The 24344-nt window shown below is 65.1% G+C and carries 22 protein-coding genes; 9 read left to right on the plus strand and 13 right to left on the minus strand.

The window, feature by feature from the left end:
• Positions 1 to 41: 41 nt before the first annotated feature.
• The 4 genes from AAC640_RS10955 (at position 42) to AAC640_RS10970 (ending at position 3741) form a co-directional block, all read left to right on the plus strand.
• The gene (locus tag AAC640_RS10955; protein ID WP_340266176.1) at positions 42 to 1040 is read left to right on the plus strand and encodes an NAD-dependent epimerase/dehydratase family protein; all 999 of its coding nucleotides are present in this window, start codon (positions 42 to 44) and stop codon (positions 1038 to 1040) included.
• A gap of 282 nt (positions 1041 to 1322) precedes the next feature.
• Positions 1323 to 2330 carry a KpsF/GutQ family sugar-phosphate isomerase gene (locus AAC640_RS10960; protein WP_340266178.1) on the plus strand — a complete coding sequence of 336 codons (1008 nt, stop codon included), beginning with the start codon at positions 1323 to 1325 and terminating at the stop codon, positions 2328 to 2330.
• On the plus strand, positions 2327 to 3133 hold the full coding sequence (locus AAC640_RS10965) for a 3-deoxy-manno-octulosonate cytidylyltransferase (protein WP_340266262.1): 807 nt from the start codon (positions 2327 to 2329) through the stop codon (positions 3131 to 3133). Before AAC640_RS10960 ends, AAC640_RS10965 begins: the two co-directional genes overlap by 4 nt.
• A 17-nt stretch (positions 3134 to 3150) precedes the next feature.
• Positions 3151 to 3741, plus strand: coding sequence for a histidine phosphatase family protein (locus tag AAC640_RS10970; RefSeq protein ID WP_340266180.1), 591 nt, complete (start codon positions 3151 to 3153; stop codon positions 3739 to 3741).
• Between the two features lie 23 nt (positions 3742 to 3764).
• Here the strand turns inward: AAC640_RS10970 and AAC640_RS10975 are convergent, their stop codons facing one another.
• From AAC640_RS10975 to AAC640_RS10985, 3 genes are read right to left on the minus strand one after another with little or no spacing between them, the layout of a single operon-like run.
• Entirely contained in the window at positions 3765 to 4322 is a 558-nt protein-coding gene (locus AAC640_RS10975) for an LptA/OstA family protein (RefSeq protein WP_340266182.1), read from the minus strand.
• Positions 4322 to 4969, minus strand: coding sequence for an LPS export ABC transporter periplasmic protein LptC (locus AAC640_RS10980; protein WP_340266184.1), 648 nt, complete (start codon positions 4967 to 4969; stop codon positions 4322 to 4324). The genes AAC640_RS10975 and AAC640_RS10980 overlap by 1 nt, the downstream gene beginning before the upstream one ends.
• A 20-nt stretch (positions 4970 to 4989) precedes the next feature.
• On the minus strand, positions 4990 to 5607 hold the full coding sequence (locus tag AAC640_RS10985) for a ribonuclease D (RefSeq protein WP_340266186.1): 618 nt from the start codon (positions 5605 to 5607) through the stop codon (positions 4990 to 4992).
• Positions 5608 to 5847: 240 nt separating this feature from the next.
• On the opposite strand from AAC640_RS10985, the gene AAC640_RS10990 reads away from it, so the two are divergent.
• Entirely contained in the window at positions 5848 to 6675 is an 828-nt protein-coding gene (locus tag AAC640_RS10990) for a cold-shock protein (protein WP_340266188.1), read from the plus strand.
• A gap of 292 nt (positions 6676 to 6967) precedes the next feature.
• Here AAC640_RS10990 and AAC640_RS10995 read toward each other — a convergent pair whose 3' ends face one another.
• Positions 6968 to 8662, minus strand: a complete 1695-nt coding sequence (locus AAC640_RS10995; protein WP_340266189.1) for a PAS domain S-box protein — start codon at positions 8660 to 8662, stop codon at positions 6968 to 6970.
• 340 nt (positions 8663 to 9002) lie between these two features.
• Entirely contained in the window at positions 9003 to 10433 is a 1431-nt protein-coding gene (locus tag AAC640_RS11000) for a helix-turn-helix domain-containing protein (protein ID WP_340266191.1), read from the minus strand.
• Between the two features lie 126 nt (positions 10434 to 10559).
• Here AAC640_RS11000 and AAC640_RS11005 point away from each other — a divergent pair, with 126 nt between their 5' ends.
• Entirely contained in the window at positions 10560 to 10733 is a 174-nt protein-coding gene (locus tag AAC640_RS11005) for a hypothetical protein (RefSeq protein ID WP_340266193.1), read from the plus strand.
• A 13-nt stretch (positions 10734 to 10746) separates the two neighbouring features.
• Here the strand turns inward: AAC640_RS11005 and AAC640_RS11010 are convergent, their stop codons facing one another.
• From AAC640_RS11010 to hflK, 8 genes are all read right to left on the minus strand, one after another.
• Positions 10747 to 12096: a cell wall hydrolase gene (locus tag AAC640_RS11010; RefSeq protein ID WP_340266195.1), complete on the minus strand. Its 1350-nt coding sequence runs from the start codon at positions 12094 to 12096 to the stop codon at positions 10747 to 10749.
• Between the two features lie 18 nt (positions 12097 to 12114).
• On the minus strand, positions 12115 to 13032 hold the full coding sequence (gene cysK / locus AAC640_RS11015) for a cysteine synthase A (RefSeq protein ID WP_340266197.1): 918 nt from the start codon (positions 13030 to 13032) through the stop codon (positions 12115 to 12117).
• Complete coding sequence (locus AAC640_RS11020) at positions 13029 to 14333, minus strand: MFS transporter (protein WP_340266199.1); 1305 nt, start codon at positions 14331 to 14333, stop codon at positions 13029 to 13031. Before AAC640_RS11020 ends, cysK begins: the two co-directional genes overlap by 4 nt.
• A 108-nt stretch (positions 14334 to 14441) precedes the next feature.
• Positions 14442 to 14849 (minus strand): hypothetical protein, encoded by a 408-nt coding sequence (locus AAC640_RS11025; RefSeq protein WP_340266200.1) that lies wholly within the window; start codon positions 14847 to 14849, stop codon positions 14442 to 14444.
• A 56-nt stretch (positions 14850 to 14905) separates the two neighbouring features.
• Positions 14906 to 16537 carry a helicase HerA-like domain-containing protein gene (locus AAC640_RS11030; RefSeq protein ID WP_340266203.1) on the minus strand — a complete coding sequence of 544 codons (1632 nt, stop codon included), beginning with the start codon at positions 16535 to 16537 and terminating at the stop codon, positions 14906 to 14908.
• A 256-nt stretch (positions 16538 to 16793) separates the two neighbouring features.
• Positions 16794 to 18302: a Do family serine endopeptidase gene (locus AAC640_RS11035; protein WP_340266205.1), complete on the minus strand. Its 1509-nt coding sequence runs from the start codon at positions 18300 to 18302 to the stop codon at positions 16794 to 16796.
• Positions 18303 to 18513: 211 nt separating this feature from the next.
• Positions 18514 to 19362, minus strand: a complete 849-nt coding sequence (gene hflC, locus AAC640_RS11040; RefSeq protein WP_340266207.1) for a protease modulator HflC — start codon at positions 19360 to 19362, stop codon at positions 18514 to 18516.
• Positions 19362 to 20480, minus strand: a complete 1119-nt coding sequence (gene hflK / locus AAC640_RS11045) for an FtsH protease activity modulator HflK (RefSeq protein ID WP_340266209.1) — start codon at positions 20478 to 20480, stop codon at positions 19362 to 19364. The genes hflC and hflK overlap by 1 nt, the downstream gene beginning before the upstream one ends.
• 74 nt (positions 20481 to 20554) lie before the next feature.
• Between hflK and AAC640_RS11050 the strand changes: the two genes are divergently transcribed.
• The 3 genes from AAC640_RS11050 to AAC640_RS11060 all read left to right on the plus strand — a co-directional run bounded on the left by AAC640_RS11050 (position 20555) and on the right by AAC640_RS11060 (position 24343).
• Positions 20555 to 21526 carry an Mrp/NBP35 family ATP-binding protein gene (locus AAC640_RS11050; RefSeq protein ID WP_340266211.1) on the plus strand — a complete coding sequence of 324 codons (972 nt, stop codon included), beginning with the start codon at positions 20555 to 20557 and terminating at the stop codon, positions 21524 to 21526.
• A 66-nt stretch (positions 21527 to 21592) separates the two neighbouring features.
• Positions 21593 to 22027 carry a CoA-binding protein gene (locus tag AAC640_RS11055; protein ID WP_340266213.1) on the plus strand — a complete coding sequence of 145 codons (435 nt, stop codon included), beginning with the start codon at positions 21593 to 21595 and terminating at the stop codon, positions 22025 to 22027.
• A gap of 39 nt (positions 22028 to 22066) precedes the next feature.
• Positions 22067 to 24343, plus strand: a complete 2277-nt coding sequence (locus AAC640_RS11060; RefSeq protein ID WP_340266215.1) for a xanthine dehydrogenase family protein molybdopterin-binding subunit — start codon at positions 22067 to 22069, stop codon at positions 24341 to 24343.
• Position 24344 lies beyond the last annotated feature (1 nt).

A 24344-nucleotide genomic window follows, 5' to 3' on the forward strand; every position in this document is an offset into this window, starting at 1 on the left:
ATGGCCCGCCGATCCTATTCCTGTCCCGACCGGCTGATCGCATGACCATCCTCGTCACCGGCGCGGCCGGTTTCATCGGGATGCATGTTGCAGACCGGCTGCTGGCGGCGGGGCGGGCCGTGATCGGCATCGACAATCTCAACGATTATTACGCCGTGTCGCTGAAGCGCGACCGGATTGCCGCGCTGGAGCAGCGCCACGGCAAGCTGTTTACCTTTGCGGCCCTCGACTTTGCCGACATGGACGCGCTGCAGGCGTCGCTTGCCGGTCAGCAGGTGGAAGCGATCATCCATCTGGGCGCGCAGGCGGGCGTACGCTACTCGCTCATAAATCCGGATGCCTATGTGCGCTCCAATCTGGCGGGCCATGTCAACATGCTGGAACTGGCCCGGCAGCGCCATGTGCGGCACCTCGTCTATGCCTCGTCCTCGTCCGTTTACGGCGGCAATGACAGCCTGCCGTTCCGGGTGGAGGATCGCGCCGATCATCCGGTCTCGCTCTATGCCGCGACCAAGCGCGCCGACGAACTGATGAGCGAAACCTACGCCCATCTGTTCCGCACCCCCATGACCGGTCTGCGCTTCTTCACCGTCTATGGCCCCTGGGGCCGGCCCGACATGGCGATGTGGATCTTCGCCTCGAAAATCCTGGCGGATCAGCCGATCCCCGTCTTCAACCATGGCCGGATGCAGCGCGACTTCACCTATATCGACGACATCGTCTCGGGCGTGATCGGGTGCCTTGATCATCCCCCGGCCGATGACGGCGCGCTCAAGGCCGGCGGCAGCCGGTCGCCGCACCGGCTTTATAATATCGGCAATAATCGGCCCGAGGAACTGATGCACCTCATCGCCGTGCTGGAGGATGCCTGCGGGAAGAAGGCGCAGATCGACTTCCAGCCGATGCAGCCTGGCGATGTCAGGGCGACCTTTGCCGATATCAGCGCAATCGCCCAGGATATCGGCTTCGCGCCCACCACTGGCATCGAACAAGGCGTTCCCCGCTTCGTGTCCTGGTATCGCGAATATCATGAGAGATAGAAGGCGCATCACTACTCTGACCGCGTCTTAAAGTTCCACAAGTCATCCCAACAGTTCGAATTTCGGCTGACTGTGGCCAGAATGGCGCGCAATTTTACGGACCTGGCCGCGAAAACCGATTGCCATCATTGCCCTCGACAGCCTATCCCCAAGGCGGGTTCCGGTTCACGCCGGAAGGGTCGCGGATAAAAGGTCAGGACGGGTGCGCCGAACGAGGCGATCCGTCGCCACGCCTGATCGGTCGTAAAAAACGACGCCGGGCGTGGAAAAAAGGGCGAACGCGTGTTTACAGTCTCGAAAATCGTGCCTTTTGGTTCTGGCAGCAGAATTATCGAAACCGCCGCCAGAACGCTGTCGACCGCTTCTCAGGGCATCAACGCGCTCGAAGCCAAATTCGCTGATCGGGACTTTGCCGCGACATTCCTTCGCCTGGTCGGCATGATCATGAACGTGCGCGGCCGGCTGATCGTGACGGGCATGGGCAAGAGCGGCATCGTGGCGCGGAAGATGACGGCGACGTTGACGTCGACCGGCACGCCCGCCCTCTTCATGCATCCCGCGGATGCCGGTCATGGGGATCTGGGCATGGTGACGCCGGACGATGTCGTCCTGATGCTGTCCCATTCGGGCGAATCCAGCGAACTCGGCCCCATCATCCAATATTGCAAGCGGTTCGGCATTCCGCTGCTTGGCCTCACGGCGCGCGCGCAGAGCACGGTGGCGACCGCATCGGACATATGCGTCCTGCTGCCTGCGGTGCGGGAAGCCTGCCCCAACGAGCTGGCGCCGACCACGTCGACGACGATGCAGATGGCCTTTGGCGACGCGCTCGCCATCGCGCTTATGGAAATGCGCGGCTTTTCGGCCGACGACTTCCATAAGTTCCATCCTAATGGCCGGCTGGGTGCGCAGTTGCTCAAGGTGCGCGAACTGATGGCCGAAGGCGATGCCGTGCCGCGGGTCAGGGAAGACGCCTCGCTGCTCGACGCGACCATCGAAATGACCCGGGCGCGGCTGGGCGGCACGGCGGTGGTCAACCAGAATGGCGAACTGATCGGCGCCTTCACCGATGGCGATCTGCGTCGCACGGTAACCGGGACGCAGTATCTGACAGAGCCGGTCGGCCGCTTCATGACATCCACGCCCTTGGCCGTGGGACCCGAAGAACTGGCGTCCGAAGCGCTGCGTCTCATGCACCTGCACAACATCACCCTGCTGTTCGTCTGCGAAGCCGGGCAGCTGCTGGGCGCCGTCCACATGCACGATCTTCTGCACGCCGGGGTCGCCTGACGATAGCCGTCGTCATACCCGCGCGGGCGGGTTCGTCGCGCCTGCCGCGCAAGCCGTTGCGGCTGATCGCCGGGCGCACCTTGCTGCATCGTACGATCGCGATGGCGCGGTCGGCGATCGCGGGCGTCGATGGCGGCGAACTGCTCGTCGCGACCGATGACGCCGACATCGCCGCCCATGCGCGATCGGTCGGGTGCGAGGCGGTAATGACCGACAGCCGCATCGCGACCGGTTCAGGCCGTGCGCTGGCCGCCGTCCTGCAACGGCCCGCCCCGCCGCGCTTCGTCGTCAATCTCCAGGGGGATTCTCCCTTCCTGCCGGAAGGCGCGCTGCGTGCCGTTATTGCAGCGCTGCAATCCGGGGCGCAGGTGGCCACGCCGGTGATTGCGCTCGACTGGGGTGCGCTCGACGCATTGCGCGACCACAAGACACGCTCACCCTTCAGTGGCACGACCTGCGCCCGCGCGCCCGATGGGCGGGCGCTCTGGTTCTCCAAGACGATCATACCCGCGATCCGCAACGAGGACGCGCTGCGCGCCAGCCAGCCGCTCTCGCCCGTCTGGCGCCATGTCGGCCTCTATGGCTACGCGCTCGATGCACTGACGCGGTTCGAGCAGGCGCCGCCCACCGCGCTCGAAAATCTTGAAGGGCTGGAGCAACTCCGGCTGCTGGAACTCGGCATCCCGGTCACCACCGTGGCGGTCGCGCCGCCGCTGTTCGACAGTTCCGGCATCGACACCGAAGCCGACATTGCGCGGGTCGAAGCCATGATCGCCGCCCATGGCGACCCCACGCCCGCCTGAGCGCGTCCTTCGATCCCATGCGCCGCATCTTCATCATCCGCCATGGCAACACGTTCGAAAGCAGCGCCACCGCCTGCCGCATCGGCGCTGGCACCGATATCCCGCTGGTAGACAGCGGGCGGGTTCAGGCTGACCGGCTCGGCCAATGGTTCGCGGCGCAGGCCTTTCCGGTGCGGTGCCTCTTCAGCAGCCCGCTGCGCCGCGCGGGCGAAACCGCCGCACGGATCGGCGCGGCGATCGGCCATCGACCCGACGGCACGCTGCCCTGGCTCAATGAGATCGATCACGGCCCTGACGAAGGCCGCCCCGAGGCCGAAGTCGTCGCGCGCATCGGCGCCCGGGCGATCGCCGACTGGGACGAGCGCGGCCTTGCTCCCGATGGCTGGCATGTCGACGCCGCCGGCCGCATCGCCGCCTGGCGCGACTGGTTCGCCGAGCCGGGGGAGGGGGTCGACCTCCTCGTCACCAGCAACGGCGCCGCCCGCTTCGCGCTGCTCGCGATGCGGCTATCCCCGGCGTCGCTCAAATTGCGAACCGGCGCCTTTGGCGAGATCGCAATCGACGGGCAGGGCCGCCCGACTGTGGCACGATGGGACGCGCGCCCCTGATCCGCGGCCGCTGACCTCGCCCGTCAGTTTTTCCGCTGGGGCACCGTGAAGGTTCCCGATACGCGCCCGCCCGATCCGCTCGACACGCCCGGCGCGCCGCCGCCCGACGCCCGGCCATCCACCGTGGATCGCCCGCTCGTCAGGTCGATCACCAGCCGCCCCCCGGTCAGCCGGTTGCTCCCCTGCGTCAGCGTCACATTGCCCAGCATCGTGATCAGCCGGCTGTTGAGGTCGTAGATCGCGACATTGCCCTTCGCGGTCTCGTTGCCCTTGGTGACGACCACGCCGCCCGACGCGTCCATCCGGTCGACCTGCACGCCGCCGTCGCTGCCGTTGCCCCCCGGTTGATTGCGGTAGGCCACGGTCATCCGCGCCGCGTGCAGCGTCATGCCCGCCTGCGTCACCATGACATTGCCGGACACGACAACGCGATCCGCCCGGTCCTGCACCTCGATCCGGTCGGCGGTGAAGTTCACCGGCGCGTTGCTGTCATGATTTTTCAGCACCTGCGCCCCGGCCCCGGCATAGAGCGCCATCGCGCCCACGGCGCCGGTCGACAGCAGGATCAGCGTTTTCTTCATCAGTTCCGCCCTTTGAGGCCATTTTGTTCGATGCGCAAGCTTGCCCTGCCTTGCAGCGTCACCGTCCGCGCGCTCAGGTCAGCTTCCAGATGGTCGCCGCTGAACGTGCCGATCGGGATGCGCCCGTCGACCCGCCCGGCGCTTTGCATCCGCCGGGTCTTGAGGTCGATGCCCACGTCCCGCGTCGTCAGCCGGTATCCGTTCGCCGCCTCGAACTGCACCGGGCCATCGACCGCCATGCGCTCGCTGTTCATGTCGTAGCGCCCCTTGCGCGCGTTCAGCACGGCGGGCCCCTCGCTCAGCAATATGCGCGCGGACATGTCGTTCAGGTCGACGATCGGCTCGCGCGAGCTCTTCTGCACCGCGCTCCCGGCGCGCAGGGAAAAGGGCTGCCCCTTGCCATCCTCGCCGCGATAGAGCGCCTCGGTCACGCGCATCCGTTCCTTGGCCACCTCGACCTTGTTCTTGTCGAGCACGAAGCTGACCTTGTCGCCGCCGGTGAAGGGTGCGGTGGCGAGCAGCGCCGCCAGCACGCCCACGGCGGCCGGCAGCCAGTTCTTCAGCAGCCCGACCAGCCGGTCATGGCTGCCTCCGGGCCGCGCCCAGTGGCGCCTCGCATGGCGTTGCTGTTCGGCCTGGATGGACATGGGATAGCGCTTTCAGCCCCTCACATATGCGCGAAGATGTCGATCTCCGGCCAGCCGGCAAGGTCCAGCTGCGCCCGATGGGGCAGGAAATCGAAACAGGCCTGCGCCAGTTCCATGCGCCCCTCGCGGATCAGGCGCTTGTCCAGCTCCGCCTTGAGCGCGTGCAGGTAGCGCACGTCGGACGCGGCATAGTCCTTCTGCGCGTCGGACAGCACCGGGCCGCCCCAGTCGCTTGATTGCTGCACCTTGCTCAATTCCTGCCCCAGCAGTTCGCGCACCAGTTCTTTCAGGCCATGGCGGTCGGTATAGGTACGGATCAGGCGCGACGCGATCTTCGTGCAATAGACCGGCGCTGCCACCACGCCCAGATAATGTTTGATGGCCGCGATGTCGAAGCGCCCGAAATGATAGAGCTTCAGCCGTGCCGGATCCGCCAGCACCGCCCGCAGGTTCGGCGCGGCATAATCGCTCCCCGGATTGAAGCGCACCAGATGCTCGTCGCCCCGCCCGTCGCTGATCTGGACGACGCACAGCCGGTCGCGCGGGGTGATGAGGCCCATGGTTTCGGTATCGACGGCAACGGGGCCGGGGCCAAGGACGTCTGCGGGCAGGTCCTCTTCATGAAAATATACTGTCATGAATGACCCTCTATGGCGAAAGCGGCCGCAACTCAATCGACCCTTTTGGTGACATCCGGCAAAGCCCCGCCGATTGCATCGCAGGAATGTGGCGGCAATCGGGCTAAAATCATTCGCGTGAAGGTGAAAAGTTGATATAGTGATTCTCAAACCGCATGGGTTGCGGTGGATTGTGCATGCCCTTCGCCCGGCATGTTTGTCCGGTATAGTCTGGGGCGAAGCGAAAGTGACCAACAGGGCATGAGTTTTGATAGAGGTCGCCGCGGCGGGCGCGGCAAGGACAAGCGCGACAGTTTCGGCGACGACAATTTCTACGGCGGCGATCGTGGTGGCTTCGGCGGCGGTTTCGGTGATCGCGGTGGTTTCGGTGGTGATCGTGGCGGTTTCGGCGGTGGTGACCGCTTCGGCGGCGGTGGTGGCGGCGGCGGCGGCGGTTTCCGCAGCGGCGGCGGTGGCGGCTTCGGCGGCGGCGGTGGCGGCGGTGGTTTCGGCGGCGGCCGTGGCGGCGGCATGCCGGCCCAGGTCGTGGGCGAAGGCACGGGCGTCGTAAAATTCTTCAACGGGCAAAAGGGCTTTGGCTTCATCGTCCGTGACGATGGCGGCGAAGACGTGTTCGTTCACATCAGCGCTGTCGAGCAGGCGGGCCTCACGGGCCTGGCCGAAGGTCAGCCGCTCGGCTTCACCCTGGTGGATCGCGGCGGCAAGGTGTCGGCGACCGACCTCAAGATCGAGGGCGAACCGCTTCCGGTCCAGGAACGCGCGCCCCGCGAACCCCGTGCAGGCGGCTTCGGCGCTGAACGCAGCGGCGGCTTCGGCGGCGGCGATCGTGGCCCGCAACGTCAGCTTACCGGCGAACGCGCCAGCGGCACCGTCAAGTTCTTCAACGCCATGAAGGGCTTCGGCTTCATCCAGCGCGATGACGGCCAGCCTGACGCATTCGTCCACATCAGCGCCGTCGAGCGCGCCGGCATGGCCGCCCTCAACGAAGGCGACCGCCTCGACTTCGAACTCGAAGTCGACCGTCGCGGCAAGTACGCGGCTGTGAATCTTCAGTCGAAGGCCGACTAAAGGCCACGACTGCCCGCATTAGCGGAGAGGATAAGAAGGGGTCGCCTGCCCGGCGGCCCCTTTTTTTTGTGTATTGAGCGTGGAATTCGGCGGCTGCCTTGCGCCAATGGCGGCTATTCGGACATCCGCCCGGCGATCCAGGAAGCCGACATTTGGATCCTCAGCTGCGGTCGGTCCGCTTTTCCGGTTCAGATCGGCAATGGGTGAGCGGCTGGACTGGCAGTCAGAAACCCCGCCTTGCCGTGCAGGCTGCATGGCACAAGGAACTCAGCGGTCATCCGCGCCAGATGGTCTAGGCGGTTGGCCCTGGCGCGCCCGAACCCGCGTGGACAAGCGGCAGCACGAGCTTGCAGGTTACCCCGGCGGGCGAAAAGCCCACCCTCGCTGTCGCACCGAGCTGATAGGGCAGGCTGCACTCGATAAGGTCGAGCCCAAATCCCCGGCGTACCGGCCGGTCGAAATCCGGCATGGCGACCCCGCTTTCGCGCCATTCGAGCGACAGGGACGGGGTTTCGTCGGTTTCGATCGACCACCGGACCGCGAGGCTCCCCAGGGGCGTGCTGAACGCGCCGTGTTTCAGCGCGTTCGTGGCCAGTTCATGCACGCCCAGAGCCAGCGCCTGAAATGAGTCATCCGGGAGTTCGGTGGAGGGGCCTTCGAGGATGACGCGCGGCTCGTCGGGTGCGATCCCGTGGGCTGCAAGCTCCGCTTGCAATAGCTCGCGGATCCCGATCGGCGACCTCTGCGAGAGAAAGCTCTGGACGCGCGACAGCGCCGCCAGCCGGCATTTGAAGTTGTCGAGCGAAGCGCTGGGCTCCAGGGTCTCCGCCGCCACGGAGCGCACGATGCCAAGCAGGTTGCGCGTCCGGTGCTGGAGTTCGGCGATGAGCAGGCCCTGCTGGCCCTGCGCCCGCTTGAGATCGTCTACGTCGGTCGCCGCGCCGAACCAGGCGACAAGCGCGCCATCGTCGTCGAGCAGCGGCTGAACACGCGCCAAAAACCAGCGATAGACGCCATCCTTCCGACGGACGCGGCATTCGTGCGACATGGGCCGTGCGCTCTGGAAAGCGGCTTCGAAATCGGTCCGGACTTTCCCGACGTCATCGGGGTGAAGCTTGTCCCACCCGCCATTCGGCAGCGTCTCCAACGGTTGCCCGACATATTCCGGCCAGCATTGATTGGACCATATCGGCGTCCCGTCGGGCTCGGCGCGCCACAGCAGGTCGGGCACGAGATTGGCGACCGCTTCGAAATGCGCCCGGCTCGCCTGGAGCGTCTCTTCCATCCGCTTGCGCTCGGAAATGTCCTGATAGTAGATGGACAGCCCGCCATCGTCGCGTGGATAGATCCGCGCGGAAAGCCATCGTCCTGCCGTTTCGCTGAAATATTCCACATTCCGCTGTCGTCGATCTGCCATCGCCTGGCGAAACCAGGCAAGTTGAGGACTGGCTTTGCCTTTTCCGGAGACAAGATCGCCCAGCCGTCGACCCACCATAGTCTCGGGAGTCCGGTTCAGCACCGTGGCAGCGCGGCGATTGGCGTAGGTGATCCGCCACTTGGTATCGACCGAGTAGAAGGCGTCGCCAATGCTTTCGAGAACTGCGGTTCGCTCGGTCTGTGCAACGGCCAGTGCGGCCTCGGCTTGCTTGCGCTCCGAGATGTCGCGACCGACGCCGTAGGCCAACTCCTCGTCGGGAAAATAGGCGGTGTGCCACTCGGTCCAGAAATGGCTGCCGTCCTTGCGGAGCATCCGATGTACTAACCGGACGTTCGTCTGGCCCATGGCTTGCGGCATCGCCGCCGCCGCCGCCCCGGCGCGGTCGTCCGGATGAATCAGTTCGAGAAACGGCCGGGACAACAACTCGGCTTCGCTCCAGCCCAAGACGCGGCAGGAGGTCGGATTGACGTGCGTGAGCAGTCCGTCGCGCAAATTGGCGGCCATAAGCATATCCGGGCACACCGCGAAAAAACGATCAAGATTGGGCATCTGAAATGCAGCTTCCGACGGAGTAATAGCTATCCTACCAGCCGCGCCGAGCTGCCGCCACTGCTGAAAAGCCCAGCTTTTCCAGCGGATATCGGCCACGCCCCATTGGCGTGGCGTCAACGATCACATCCGACGCGCGCTGCTCCGCCCCCGGGGGCGGCCAACATTGCAATTGATCCGCCAACGGCAGGGCGGCCTTCGGACCGCGCTTGTCAGTTTTGGCGCGGGCTTCACCCTTGGACACTCGCGGGAACGGGTGGGCAGCGGCAGCGTCAAAACCGTCCGCGGCGTTTCGACATCGTCCCGCAAGCGGTTTTGAGTTTCATTCCAGTGCGCGCTGTCAAACCCGCCGAAACGGAAACGGCGCGACCGTCCGCTCATAGCCATGCAGGTCCAATGCCCGCGTGACCGGGGGCAGGGCGCGGTCCGGGCAGGCGCGGCGTTCGCACAGATGGCAGGTCGGGCCGATCCCGGTCGCCGCATCCTTCTCCACGTCGATCCCGTCGGCATGGACGATCCGGCTGCCATGTTTCGCCTCGCAGCCGATCGCGATCACGGATCGGCCGCGCGCGCCGGACGCGCCGTCGGCGCGCAGCGCCACCGCGAAGCTCAGGAAGCGGCGGCCGTCGAGCGTCTCCATCAGCTGCGTCTGCACCCGGTCCGGCTCGCCCGCGTCATGCGCGTCCCAGCGCGGGCAGGTGCCGCCCAGCTTGGCGAAGGGCCAGGCCTCGCCCTCGAACCGTTTCGACACGATGCCCGCCCGGTCGATCTTGGCCAGGAAGAAGGGCACGCCGCGCGCGCCCGTCCGGCCAAGGCTGGTCAGGCGATGCGCCAGCTGCTCCATCGACACGCCGAAGCGCGCCCGCAGCAGCGGCAGGTCGTGGCGGCTCTGTTCGGCCGCCTGGCGGAAGCGGTCATAGGGCATGATGAGCGCGGCGGCGGCATGGTTGGTGAAGGCGATGGTGGCGATCCGGCGGCTGTCCTCGTCCGGCGGCGCGGCGCGCGCGACCTGCGCGGCGATCGCGTCCGCCATCTCCTGCGAACAGAGCTGATAGGCGAGCGCGAACAGCCGTCCCGACGCGGGCAGCCGCTCGTTCAGCAGCAGCCGCCGCCGGTGCATGTCATAATGGCGCAGCGTTCCGGCCAGCACATCCTCGCGTACGATCTGGGCGCCCATGCCGTGCCGGTCCTTGAGTCGGACGCGGATTGCCGTCTGCAGGCTTGCCGGATCATCCCCCAGCTCCGGGGCGAGCGCTTCCCCCGCCGCGTCCAGTTCCGGGACATGATTGCCCGCCCGCGCGATCGTCTCGCGCAACCAGTCGAGCGGAGCGTGCTGCGGCGCGCCAAGGCCGGGTAGCGCGCCGCCGTGGCCGCTCGCCATCTGCTCGGGCAGGCGCCGCAGGTCGGTCAGCGCGCGGTAGAAGCGGCTGATCGCCTCGCTGACGCCGGGATAATTTTCCGCGACCTCCACCACCTCGTCCTTCGCCACGCCAATGTCGCGCACCAGCGCGTCGGACAATATCTCCGCCAGTTCCTTGGCGGTGCTTTCCTGCGTGCCGGCGACGAATTCGCGGATGTCGATGTCATAGACATTGGCGAGCCGCAGCAGCATCTGCGCCGTCAACGGCCGCTGGTTGCGCTCCAGATGGTTGAGATAGCTGGGGCTGACCCCCAGCTCTTCCGCCATCCGCGTCTGGTTGAGCCCCAACTCGCGCCGCAGCACCCGCAGCTTGGGGCCAAGATAAAGCTTCCGGTCGCTGGGTGATGCCATTTCGGCACACTGTCAAACTATGACAGATTGATCAATACAGATCATGACCGCGCTGCACTAATCGCTCTTAAATCACGACTTCATTCATGATTTTAAGGACCACCCCACAGCGGAAAGGCCCATCCCATGACCACCGACACCCAGACTGCTCCCGAACCGACTCGCAGCCGCGCCGTCTTCTCTCAGGAAGATTTCGGCCTGATCCGCACCGCCATCGCCCATTATCTGCGCGAAGTTCAGCACAAGCCCGAATCCGTCAAATACGCCAATCTCTATCACCGCCTCGGCCGCGTCAGCTAAGCGGCCCGGCGTGTCACGGCTTCGGCGGCGCCACCACCGCCGGAGCCGGAACGGGCGGCGCGATCCGCACCGTCTCGAACCGCTCCTTGCGCCGCACCCCGTCCAGCGCGGGCTGCGGCACGACGGCCTTTACCTCCGCCCCGGCGACCGGCGGCGCTGCCGTCGGCACCCGCTGGCGCATGCACTCCCCGGCATTGGCGCGCGGCGTCTGCGCGCAGTTCCACAGCGACCGCTGCAATCCGGTCGACACATTGTGGATATAGGCAAAGCTCATGCTTTCAATCTGATCGCCCGACAGCGGAAAGCCGGGCGGCGCCGTTCCCGCCCGCCACGCCATGATCCGGCATTCCGGCCGTCCGGCGCAGAAGGTCTGTGCCACCGCAGGCCAACTGTCGGCGCTCGTCCCTCGCCCCAGTTCCACCAGGAAGCTCCGGGCGCCCGGCGCGATCGCCACCAGCCGCACCCCCGCCATCACCTGCCCTAGCGAATCCGCGCCAATCGCCTGCTGCGGCCGCGCCGCCAGCGCTGCTGCGCTCCCGCCGGCAAGAGCAAGTCCCGCCGGCAAGGGGCCATCCTGATGCGCCGCCGACAGCCGGGCGATCGAGGGAATGACCGGCTCGCCACCGACCGCGGCCTTGCGGAACGCGGGCGGCGTTCCCCACCAGCCGCGCCAGCGAAAGAAGAGGTGCGTGTCCACCGCGCTGATCTTTTCCAGGCTCCCGCTCCAATAGGGCACGACCCAGTCGGTATGATAATGGGTGGCATAGCCCACCGGCTTGAATACCTTGCCCGCAAGAGCTGCCTTCGCAATGTCGCGCGCCCGTTCCCACGCCGCCTGCGGTGGCACGCGGGCCAGCGCCCCGTCGCAGGTGAAGGTGAACTGGCAACCCGTCGATCGTTCCTGACCCTGGAAGACGACGCCGCAAACCGATTTGGGGAAGGCCGGATGCCGCACCCGGTTCAGCACCACCTGGGCAACCGCGCGCTCGCCGGTTGCATCGTCCCCTGCCTCATAAAGCTGGGCAGCGGCCAGGCAATCAGTCGCTCGCGCCAGGTCGAGCGGGGTGCCGGCGAAGACGAACGGCCGGGCGGCGGGATTGGGCAAGGGGGAAAATCGGATGGACGCGTTCAACGCCCGCGCCTCATCACGGTCCAGTGCGTAGAGTTCGACCGGCTCGACCGCCGGTGGCGGTGTGCTGGGAGGCTTTAACAGGGAATGCCGGACAAGCCGCGCGCCCGCCTCCCGCGCGACAGGACTGCGCGCCTCCCAGGACGCGACGAGAGCGGGCAGACCGACGAACAGGGCAAACCAGATCAGCCACATTAGTGGATGCGGCTGCCTGGTGGATGGGGCGTCGGTCATGCCCGTTCCGGCGCCATCCTATTCGGGCAGGAAGTCGGGCACCGACAGATAGCGTTCGCCGGTGTCATAATTGAAGCCCAGAACGCGGGTTCCGGCGGGAAGTTCCTTGAGCTTCTGGGCAATGGCGGCCAGCGTGGCGCCCGACGAGATGCCGACCAGGATGCCTTCCTCGCGCGCCGAACGGCGAGCATATTCCTTGGCGTCGGCGGGATCGACCTGAATCACGCCGTCGAGCAACTGGGTATGCAGATTGGCCGGGATAAACCCCGCACCGATGCCCTGGATGGCATGCGGGCCGGGCTGACCGCCGCTGATGACAGGCGACAGGGTCGGTTCGACCGCGAAGACCTTGAGGTTCGGCCACAACTTCTTGAGCACCTCGGCCGCTCCGGTGATGTGGCCTCCGGTGCCGACGCCGGTGATCAGCACGTCGATCGGGCTGTCGGCAAAGTCTGCTGCGATCTCCTGCGCCGTGGTGCGGACATGCACGTCGATGTTCGCGCTATTTTCAAACTGCTGCGGCATCCAGGAATTGGGCGTCTGCTCGATCAGTTCCAGCGCCCGCTCGATTGCGCCCTTCATGCCCTTCTCGCGCGGGGTGAGGTCGAAGCTGGCGCCATAGGCGAGCATCAGGCGCCGACGCTCGATGCTCATGCTTTCGGGCATCACCAGGATCAGCTTATAGCCTTTGACGGCCGCCACCATCGCCAGTCCCACGCCGGTGTTGCCGGACGTTGGTTCGATGATCGTGCCCCCGGGCTTTAACTCGCCCGACGCCTCGGCCGCCTCGATCATGGACAGGGCGATGCGGTCCTTGATCGACCCGCCGGGGTTGGAACGTTCGGACTTGATCCACACTTCGGCGTTGCCAAAAAGCCGGTTGACCCGGATATGCGGCGTGTTGCCGATGGTTTCGAGAATATTGGCAGCTTTCATTGGGCCTTCTCCTGGCTGATATCCGGCTCCCTTAAGTCGGGTGGCTCGAAGGTACGTGCAAGGCGCAGCTCGGGGAAGAGCCGGGCCCACGAAAGGGTGATGACAATCGCACCGATCCCGCCGCCGATCACCGCCGCGACCGGGCCGACCAGCGCAGCGAGGAAGCCCGACTCCGCTTCGCCCAGTTCATTGGAGGCGGATATGGTAAGCTGCGATAGGCTTGATACGCGACCACGCATGGCGTCGGGCGTATGAAGCTGAATCAGCGACTGGCGAACATAGACCGAAACCATGTCGGCAGTGCCCAGCAGGATCAGAGCCCCTATCGCGATCGCAGGCGCGACCTTCAGGGGCATGAAGGCGGTCGCGCCGAACAGGATCGTCGCCAGGCCGAAGACGATGACAGCCCCCAGCATCTTGAGACCCACCTCGCTCCTCATCGGCCGGACGGAAAAGAACAGCGCGGTGACGCCGGCACCGACCCCTGGCGCCGCGGCCAGATGCCCAAGACCGGCAGAGCCGACATGCAGGATGTCGCGGGCGTAGATCGGCAGAAGCGCCGTCGCGCCCGCGAGCAGCACGGCGAACAGGTCGAGGGTGATAGAAGCGAGCACGAGGCGGTTGCCCCGGACATAGGAGAGGCCGTCCAGCATCTGTCGCAAGGGATGCCGGCTCATGTCGCGCGGCGGCTGGGGGACTGGGCCGATCAGCAGCATGGCGCACAGAGCGCTCGCGAATAGGGCGGAGGCGAGCGCGTAAGCGGCCCAGGGCGCGGCCGCATAAGCGTAGCCTCCCAAGGCCGGGCCGATGATCATGCCTGTTTGCCATACAACGCTGGAGATCGCGATCGCATTGGGAAGGACATCGCGCGGCACCAGATTGGGGGCCAGCGCGCTGTAGGCCGGGCCATTGAAGGCTCGGGCAATCCCAACGACCCCCGCGATGGCGAAGATCAGCGGCAGGCTGACCCATCCCTCATAGGTCGCCAATGCCAGTACGCCGGCAGCGGCGGACAACAGGGTGAGGGTCAATCGAGTGATGATGCGGCGGTCGAAATGATCGGCCACCCATCCGGTCACGGGAGTCAGGAAGAAGAGCGGAACGAACTGGGCTAGGCCGATCAATCCCAACTGAGCGGCGGCGCCCGATGTGCTCATCGTTTCGCGTGCCACATTATAGGCCTGCCACCCAAGCACGATCATCATACCGTACTGGGCGAGCACGCTCGCGAGGCGTCCCGCAAGATAAGCCCGGTAGGCGCCGAAGCGCAGTGGGTGACGCGGGGCGGAGGAAGCCGTCATGCGGCGTCCTTAGCGGGTGGCCTGGCCGCTAGGCAACCGCGCTTCGGAGAAAGAAGGAATTCGATTTTTTCAGGCCGAAAATAGCAGCTTCTTCCGCTCCGCAGCCTGTCAGCGATCGGAATCCAAGCGGATGCCGCTGACCGATCCGTTGCGTACGGAACACACGAAGGGGACGAAGCGCTGATCGGCATAGGGACCGACCCGGCCTTCCACTTCCCAGCCGGTCGACATGGTGGTGGCAAAAGGCCGGCCGATGACGGTTGCGCCGCGTCCCGCTTCTTCCCTGGCCTTGGCCGCACAAGCCTGGCGAGCCCCGTTGGCAGTGGTGATGTGTCCGAACCCGGGCGATGCATAGGGCTGCCTCTTCGCATCACGCTCTGCCTGGCGGTCATGGGCGATGTCGCTGGCGATGGCGGCATCCGTCGCGCGGCGGAGCTCGCGATCGTTCAACTGGGCGGCTGCGGGAAAAGTTGGCGTCAGCGCGGCGATCAGGAAAGCGGCTTTCAGCTTGGACATGGGATGATGCTTCCTAAGAACGAAAGGGGGGCGGGAAGACGAGAGGGGGCATGCGTTCAGCGGAACAGGCTGCCCAATATGCCACGCACCAGCTGCCCTGCGATCCCGCCGGAGGAGGAGCGGCGACTGGAGCCGCCGAACACGGCGCGGCCGACCTCATTGGCGACCTGCCTGCCGACGGAGGATGCAGCGGAGCGGGCCGCCGACTGGACAGCCTTGTCGAACGCGGAAGGCTTCGCCACCTCGCGCGCCGCGGCGGCATCGCGGCGTGCCTGCTCCTTAAGTTCGGCTTCCCGTTGCTTGGCCTCGACCTTGGCCTGTGCTGCTGCTGCCCTGTCGGATTCAGCTTTGGCCTTGGCCGCTTGAGCGGAGGCCGCCGCTGCCTGCCCGCGGGCAGCCAGAATCTCTTCGGCCGATTCGCGGTCGACCGCCACGTCATATTTGCCAGCGCACGGAGAGATGGACTGGATGATCGCCCGTTCCTTGGCATCAACCGGGCCAAGCCGGGAGCGCGGCGGGGCGATGAGCGTGCGCTGGACGATCCCGGGCGAGCCGTCCTCCTGCAGCAGCGACACCAATGCCTCGCCAACCTTGAGTTCGGTGATCGCGCTTTCGACGTCCAGCTCGGGATTGACGCGGAAGGTGTCTGCGGCTGCCTTGATCGCTTTCTGGTCGCGCGGCGTGAAGGCCCGGAGGGCGTGCTGGACGCGGTTGCCCAACTGGCCCGCCACATCCTCTGGGATGTCGATGGGGTTCTGCGTCACGAAATAGACCCCCACCCCCTTTGAGCGGATCAACCGCACCACCTGTTCGATCTTGTCAGCCAGCGCCTTGGGCGCATCATCGAACAGCAGGTGCGCTTCATCGAAGAAGAAGACCAGCACGGGCTTATCGGGATCACCCACCTCCGGCAGCGTCTGGAAGAGTTCGGACAGCAGCCAAAGCAGGAATGTCGCGTACAGCTTCGGGCTCTGCATCAGCTTGTCGGCGGCCAGGATATTCACATAGCCGCGCCCCTTGTCGTCGACCTTGAGCATGTCGTGGATGTCGACCGCGGGCTCGCCAAAGAAATGGTCGCCGCCTTGGGACTGAAGCTGCAGAAGTTGGCGCTGGATGGCTCCGACGCTGGCTTTGGTCACATTGCCATAGCGGGCCGACAGGGTATCGGCATTCTCCGCGCAATAAGCGAGCATCGCCTGCAAGTCCCCCAGGTCGAGCAGCAGCAGCCCTTCCTCATCGGCATATTTGAAGGCGATCGTCAGCACGCCTTCCTGCGTTTCATTGAGGTCCATCAGGCGGGACAGCAACAGCGGCCCCATTTCACTGACTGTGGTGCGGATCGGATGACCCTGCTCGCCATAGAGGTCCCAGAAAATGGCTGGATTGTCGGCATAGCTGTAATTGTCGATGCCGACTTCCCGCGCGCGGGCTACAAGCTTGTCCGCGTTGTTCGCGGTTGGCGAACCGGCCATCGCAATTCCGGAAAGATCTCCTTTCACGTCGGCGAGGAAAACAGGCACACCCAGCGCGGAAAAGCTTTCCGCGATACCCTGCAGCGTCACCGTCTTGCCGGTGCCGGTCGCGCCAGCGATCAGCCCGTGTCGGTTGGCACGCTTCAGATTCAGTGTCTGCGGTATGCCGCCATTTTTGTCCGGCGCGCCAAGGCCGATAAAGATGCCGTCGCTCATTCGCGTCTCACTCCCCATGTGAAGGTGCGAGCCGCGCTCGCCGGAGAATAACCCTTCCTATAGGAAAGCTGGTCAGTCCGGCAAGCGCGGCGCCACGAGGCTTGGCGCGCGGACAGGATCAAGGCAGATCCGATATCGCGCGCCGAAACCATGCTGCTGCCGAACGCATGGCGACGCCCAGCAAGTATGAACCAGGAAAGCACGAACCGGCAGGCGAGCGTCAAGACGGAGGGCGGTTTCCGCCCTCCGGTCCAATTTACTTGTCCCGCAGCCGCACCGGCAGGAACACGGCCGGCTGACCGCGGCGCAGCACTTGCAGCAGGATGGCGTTTCGACCCTGGCTTTCGACCTGCTTGACCGCCGCATTCAGATCGGCCTGGCTTGCGACCGGGCGGTTGTTGGCGGTGATGATGACATCGCCTCGCCGCAGACCCTTGGCGCCTGCGTCAGTCGATGAGTCAACGGCAGTGATCACGATGCCCCGCGTGTCGGCGGCAATGCCCAGCTGCCTGATGATGCTGGGCGTGAGCGGAATAGCGGAAATGCCGAGCGATTGCTGGTTTGCCTGAGGGCTGCTCGACTGGTCGTCCTGCTGCTGACTGAAATCGTCACCCTGGCTCTGGGCGAAACGGTTCAGTTCGTCCTCCGACGGACGTTCGCCGACGACAGCGGTCACCGTCTGCCGCTGCCCATTGCGCATCAGCACGATGGGAACGCGTGATCCGATCGGCTGCGTGGCCACGATCGAAGACAGATTCTGATCAGGCGTCACTTCCTGGCCGGCGACGCTGACAATGACGTCGCCAGGCTTGATGCCCGCCCGATCAGCGCCCTTGCCGGGCTCTACACCCTGGACGAATTCGCCCCGGTTTTTCGCCAGACCCAGGGAATCCGCCAGGTCTTCGCCCAGCGGGCTGATCTGGATACCCAAATAGCCGCGCTTCACGGTCTGACCCTTGCGCAATGTTTCGACAATCGGCGCCGCCTGCTCCGACGGGATGGCGAAGCCGATGCCGACATTTCCGCCTGAGGGGGAGAGGATCTGGCTGTTGATGCCAATCACATTGCCGCGCATGTCGAACATCGGGCCGCCGCTGTTGCCCTGATTGATGGATGCGTCGGTCTGGATGAAGCGGTCATAAGTCCCGCCTGTGCCGCGATGCATGGCGGAGATGATGCCGGCGGTAACCGTGCCGGACAGGGCGAATGGGTTACCGATCGCGATTACCCAGTCGCCTACGCGCGCCTTGGTGCTGTCACCGAACTTGACGAAGGGCAGGGGCTTCCTCGCGTCGATCTTCAGCACGGCGATGTCGGTGGCCGGATCGCGTCCGACCAGTCGGGCCGGATATTCCTCACTATTGGTCAATGTCACCGTGATGGAGTCGACCGACGCACCTTCCGCGCCCGCTGAAACGACATGATTGTTGGTGACGATATAACCGTCGGACGAAATGATGAAGCCCGATCCGAGCGATTGCGCCTGGCGGGTTTGCGGCTTCCCGCCCTGATCGCCGAACAGGTCGCCAAAGGGTGTGCCGGCGAACGGATTTTGCACCTGCACCCGCTGGCGCGTGGAGATATTGACTACTGCGGGCTGCAGCTTTTCGACCATGTCGGCCAGGCTGGCGGGTCCTCCGGCGGGCGCTGCGGCCTGCATGCCTTCATTTTGCGCGGTCTGGGCGCCGACATTTGGACTGGAGGTGACGGCGACGGCGGTGCCCCCGAGCAGCAGGGCACCGGTGATGGCATAAGCGTAACGCACTCGTGACGGTCCTCTCATGAATTGGGCGAAGGCAAGGCGGGACTATTGCGAAACAATCGGATGCGCTGCCTTGTCTGAACCCTCATTGAATGGCGCTGGTTCCTATCGGCCAAATCGCGATTCGGACAAGGCAGCGCTGTTGCGCGGCTCTTTTGACCCAATGGCGGCCTGTTCGCGATTCCCTTTGGATGGACAGCAGATGCATTTCCCATCACTGTTCTCCCTGAAATTGTTTCAGGAAGTCGTTATCGCGCGACAGCACCATGGTTGTCGACCCTTGCCGTTCGGGAGCGAAGGTGAAGCGATATGCCTGCATCGCACGATAGAAGTCGTAGAATTTGGGATCCTTGCCGAAACTGTCGGCATAGATGCGCGCGGCGTTGGCGTCCGCTTCCGCGCGGATGATCTGCGCCTGTTTGGCGCCTTGCGCGCGAATCGTCAGCGCCTCCTGCTCACGGGCAGTGCGCATGCGTGTGAAGGCGCTTTCCAGCGGCGCGCCGTCGGGCAGGTCGGCGCGCTTGATCCGCACGTCGACAATCTGCGCGCCATATTGCCGCGCAACCCGGTTGAGCCCGGCTTCGATATTGTCCATCACCTGGCCACGCTCAGGCGAGAGCAATGCCGCGAAGGGACGTTTGCCCAGTTCGTTGCGAAGCGCCGATCCAAGAATAGGGCGAAGCGCGTCAGAGACGCGGTCCTCACTTCCGGCCGCAATGTACATGCGAAGCGGATCAACGATGCGGTAACGAGCAAAGGCGTCGACCTGCAAGCGCAACTGGTCGGTGGAAAGCACCTGCTGCCGTTCCATTTCAACCGAAAGCACCCGCTTGTCGATCCAGACAATCTGGTCGATGAACGGCCACCGCAGGATGACGCCAGCGCCGGTCTTGCCGAATTCCTCGTTGGGGCGGTAGCGGTTGATGATCTTCTTGGGGTCGCCGAAGCGGACGATCACGCCCTGCTTGGTTTCGGGAACGATGGCTACGGTGCTGCCGATCAGCAGCAGCAGCGCTATGACCGACAGGGCCAGCGCAACCGGGTGGCGGAGCAGGGGCGACATTACTGGCCCTCCTCGGCGGCCGCGCCCTGGGCTGTGGCACTGCGCGCGCGACGCTTGAGTTCGGGGAGCGGAAGGAACGGCGTTACATTGCCGTTTTCGACGATGGTCTTGTCGACGTTCGACAGGACACCCTCCATGGTTTCATAATACATGCGTCGGCGGGTGACTTCGGGCGAGAGCTTGTATTGCTCATACACCTTGTCGAACGCGGCTGCCTCGCCCTGTGCCTTGGCCGTGACCTGTTGCGCGGCGGCGCGGGCTTCGTTCAAATAGGTCTGCGCGGTCTGCTGCGCGGCGGACACCGCCTTGAACGCGTCGTTCACAGCCGTCGGCGGATCCGCCTGCTTGATGGCCACGCCCTGGACCCGAATGCCAGAGCGATAGCCGTCCAGTATCGCCTGCATCCGCTGTTCGACCTGCTGCTCTATTTCCGTGCGCCCAGCGCCCAGCGCATCGTCCAGGCTGACACTCGCGACGACGGAGCGCATCGCGCTTTCCGCGACTTCGCGCACTGATGCATCGGGATCGGCGAGCTGGAAGAGGTAAAGTTCCGGATTGCGGATGTTCCAGCGCACCGAATAGGCAAGGTCAATGATATTCTGGTCGCCGGTTAGGACGAGGTTTTCGCTTTGCGCGCTTGCAGAGCCGATGTCGATGGTCCGGATTTCCTCGACATCGACGGTCGTCACATTTTCCAGCGGCGCGGGCAACGTGAGGCTGATGCCTGGAGACAGGGTGCGACTATATTTGCCGAGCAGAGTCACCACGCCTCGTTCCTGCGGTCCCACGCGGTGAAAGCAGGTGAGTACCAGCCACAGCACAATCAGGATGCCGATCGCGGCGGGCCACAACGTCTTGCCGCTTGGTCGCGGGGGAAGGTTGCCCAAGCCGCCGCCGCCCGAACCGAAGCTTTCCCGGCCTCGACGCAGTATTTCCTCGATCGCGGACGGACCCTTTCCGCCCGTGTTGCGACCGGGCTGGGTCCAGGGATTGCGCGGTCCCGCGTCGCCGCCCTTGCCGGGACCGTCGCCGCCGTCAGGCCCTTCGTTCTTTCCGCCCCATGGACCCTGGACCATGGCGATGGCAATGGCCGGTATCCGCCCGAAAATTCTCTTCATTTCGTCTCTATAGGAAGGCTGAGGCGCGAAAAACAGTGCCCTTCGCAACGATTATTCCTTAAGGGCTCGCTATCATGACCGATCTTGAGAGTTTCGCCGCCCGCCTGAAGACGCTGACAAACGGCCGCGCAAGCAGTCCGCGCGTCAAAGATGGCGTTCTGACCCTGGCCCTGGACGTAGGCGGCCTGTCCCCGGATCAGCGCGACGGCGTCGCTGCGGCGATCCGCGAGGGCGCCCTGTCTGTCCCCGGCGTTTTGGATGTCCGCATCGCCATGACGGTCGAGCGCCGACCGATCCGCATCATCGCCGTGGCATCCGGCAAGGGCGGTGTAGGCAAGTCGACCCTGTCGGCAAATCTTGCGGTCGCGCTCAAGCGGATGGGATGTGCGGTTGGGTTGGTAGACGCGGATATCTACGGTCCTTCGCAGGCCCGGCTGATGGGGAGCGAGGACAAGAAGCCGCAGGCGCAGGACAAGAAGCTGATACCGGTGGAAAGCCCCTTTGGCATACCGATGCTGTCGATGGCGCATCTGGTGGAGCCGGGCAAGGCGCTCGCCTGGCGCGGCCCGATGGCGGGCAATGCGCTGTCGCAGCTGATCGATGCCGACTGGGGCGATACGGCCCTGCTCGTCGTCGACATGCCGCCGGGGACGGGGGACGTGCAACTGTCGATGATTCAGAAGCACAAGCCTGCCGGCGCGATCATCGTGTCAACGCCGCAGGATCTGGCGTTGATCGACGCGACCCGCGCCGTCAGCCTGTTCGAACAAATGCAAGTGCCGCTGATCGGGCTTGTCGAGAATATGGCCGGCTATGTCTGCCCCCATTGCGGGGAAGTGTCCGATCCGTTCGGCGCGGGCGGGGCCGAGGCGGCTGCGGCGAGCATGGGCATGCCTTTTCTTGGCCGCATCCCGCTGGCGATCGATATCCGGCGGCGCTCCGACGAGGGCAATCCGCCGGCGGCGGGAGACGATGTTCATGGCGATGCGTTTCGAGGGATCGCAACGAAGGTGGCTGATTGGTTGAACGTCGACGGGCGCGGTTGACCGGGCGGGAACGGCTTGCGGGTCTTTGCGTAATTCCCATGCCTGATTGATTTTGTAAGGATCGCCATGCCGCTGACCCAGCCTCAGGATATAGCCGACCTGCTGCGGCAGACCCGGACGATCGCGCTGGTGGGCATTTCCGACCGGCCAAACCGGCCCAGCTACGGCGTGATGCGGTTCCTGCAGGGGCATGGCTACCGCGTCCTGCCAGTCAATCCGCAGATCGCCGGTGAACATGTCCATGGCGAATTCGTCTGGGCGCGGCTGGCCGACATCGGTGTGCCTATCGATATGGTCGATATCTTCCGTCGCAGCGACGCTGCGGGCGATGCAGTGGATGAAGCGATCGCGATTGGCGCGAAGGCGGTCTGGATGCAGCTTGGCGTCATCAACGACGCCGCCGCGGCCCGCGCCGAAGCCGTAGGGCTGAAGGTGGTCATGGACCGCTGCCCCGCGATAGAAATTCCCCGACTCAATATCCCACATGCTGGCGCCGATTAACGCTTCCCAGGGCTTGCAGGCGTCTTTATCACCGGCTGCATGGGGCGCGCAAAGCGGAAGCAGGCAGATCAACGGGACAAGGTGAAGGGTTTCGACCGCCGAACGCTACTCGTGGGCGCCGGCGCGGCGGCAGGACTTCTGCTCGCCTGGTCTGCCTGGCCGCGAGCTTACCGCCCCAACCTCAATGTCGCGGCGGGCGAGACCGCCTTCAACGCCTTCCTCAAGATTGACAAGTCCGGCCAGATCGTCGTGATCGTGCCACAAGCGGAACTGGGGCAGGGTGTCACCACGCTGCTGCCTCAGATACTGGCTGATGAACTGGGCGCGGACTGGCGCACCATTGGCGTGCAGAGCGCGCCGGTGAGCCCTCTCTACGCCAACACGCTGTTCGCCCGCCAATGGCTGTCGAGCGACTGGAGCCGTCTCGTGGGCGATGCGGGCGATTGGGCGATAGATCAATATGCGACCCGCAAGGCGCTGATACTCACCGGCGCGGGCACGTCGGTGCCCATGTTCCACGACGCGTACCGGGACGCGGGCGCAGCCGCGCGGGTGCTGTTGTGCCAGGCGGCAGCGGCGCGCTGGGATGTGCCATGGGAAAGTTGTGACATCGAAAATGGCCTTATCACCGATGGCGGCGACAGGCGGCTGAAGATCGGCGAGGTGGCGGCGGAAGCGGTGGACTTCGATCTGCCCGAGATCCTTCCCTATCGCCAGGCGCAGGCTGATCGGCTAGCAGGGCAGGTGCTGCCCCGGCTGGACACGCCTTCGAAGATCGACGGCAGCCACAATTTCGCGGCCGACATCCGTCTGCCTGACATGATTTTCGCTTCCATCCGGCAAGGGCCGATCGGAGACGCGAAACTGAAGACCGTCAATGAAGATGCGGCAAGGCGCGTCACCGGATTTTTGAAGCTGGTGCGGCAGGAGCGATGGGTCGCGGCTTTGGCCAGCAACTGGTGGGCGGCCAACAAGGCGCTCGACCTCAGCGATCCTGTCTTCGAGCTGGCAGGGGTGCCGGTCAGCAGCGACGGCATCGACAAGGCCTTGGAGGGCGCCTTTTCCGGTTCTTCGGGTCAACGGCTGTATGCCCGGGGCGATCTGAAGTCCCTGTTCGACAATGCAAGCCTCGTGGCCAGCGAATTCAGCGTCGCCCCCGGCCTTCATCTCGCTTTGGAGCCGATGTGTGCGACCGCGCGGGTCAGCGATGCCGCCATCGAGGTCTGGATGGCGACCCAGGCGCCGACGCTGGCCCGCGCCGCCATCGCTGACGCCTTGGGCGTAGCGCATGATATGGTCACGCTCTATCCGCTCCATGCCGGTGGCTCTTTCGGTCGCAAAATGGATTTCGAGGCAGGGGTTCAAGCGGCGCTGCTCGCCCGGGACATGAGGCGGCCAGTGCAACTCCTCTGGTCGCGCCTGGAGGATGTCGTGCAGGATCGGCCCAGCGCGCCCGCTCACGCCCGCATGGCCGCCAAGCTGGGGCGCGGCGGCGCCATCGAAGGCTGGCTGGCCAAAGTTGCAGCACCATGCGCCATGTCGCAGACTTGGGATCGGATCGCGCACGGCAAGCTGCCGCACGAGGCGGCGCGCGACGCGGCAGCGACCTCAACCCGGCTCGCGGTTGCGGGCATGGAACTGCCCTATGCGCTGCCCAATTGGGCGGTCGATCATTATCCGGTCGATCCGGGACTTCCTGCCGGATTTGTCCGGGGCAGCGCACACCTCTATGGCGCCTTCTTTACCGAAAGCTTCGTCGATGAACTCGCCCATGTCGCGGGGGTCGAGGCCATGTCCTTCCGCATCCAGATGCTGGGCGGAAATCCCCGCCTGGCCCGGTGCCTGACCACGGCGGGTACCATGGGTGGCTGGCAGGGCGGCATTGACGGCAGTGGCCAGGGCCTGGCCGTTCATGTCATGAATGGCGTCTATGCCGCTATCATGGTGGAAGCGTCGATCGCCGGTGACAAACTGAGCGTCGGACGGATCATCGCCGCGGTCGATGCGGGGGAGCAGGTGAATCCCGATATCGCCCGACAGCAGGTCGAAAGCGGTATCATCTATGGCCTGGCGCTCGCTATGGGCGCCTCCGTCTCCTATGCGAACGGGCTGCCTGAACGCGCGATTTTGGGCCGGATGGACCTGCCGCGCCTGGCCGATGTTGGCGAGATCACCGTGGAGCTGATCCGTAGCACCGCGCCACCCGGCGGTCTCACCGACATCGGCGCGCCGCTGGTCGCGCCGGCGATTGCCAACGCCCTCTTCACCGTGACGGGGCAGCGTTTTCGCCAGCTCCCTCTCTTGCCCCGGACCTGAT

This window comes from Sphingobium mellinum (assembly GCF_037860795.1).
Lineage (GTDB): Bacteria > Pseudomonadota > Alphaproteobacteria > Sphingomonadales > Sphingomonadaceae > Sphingobium > Sphingobium mellinum.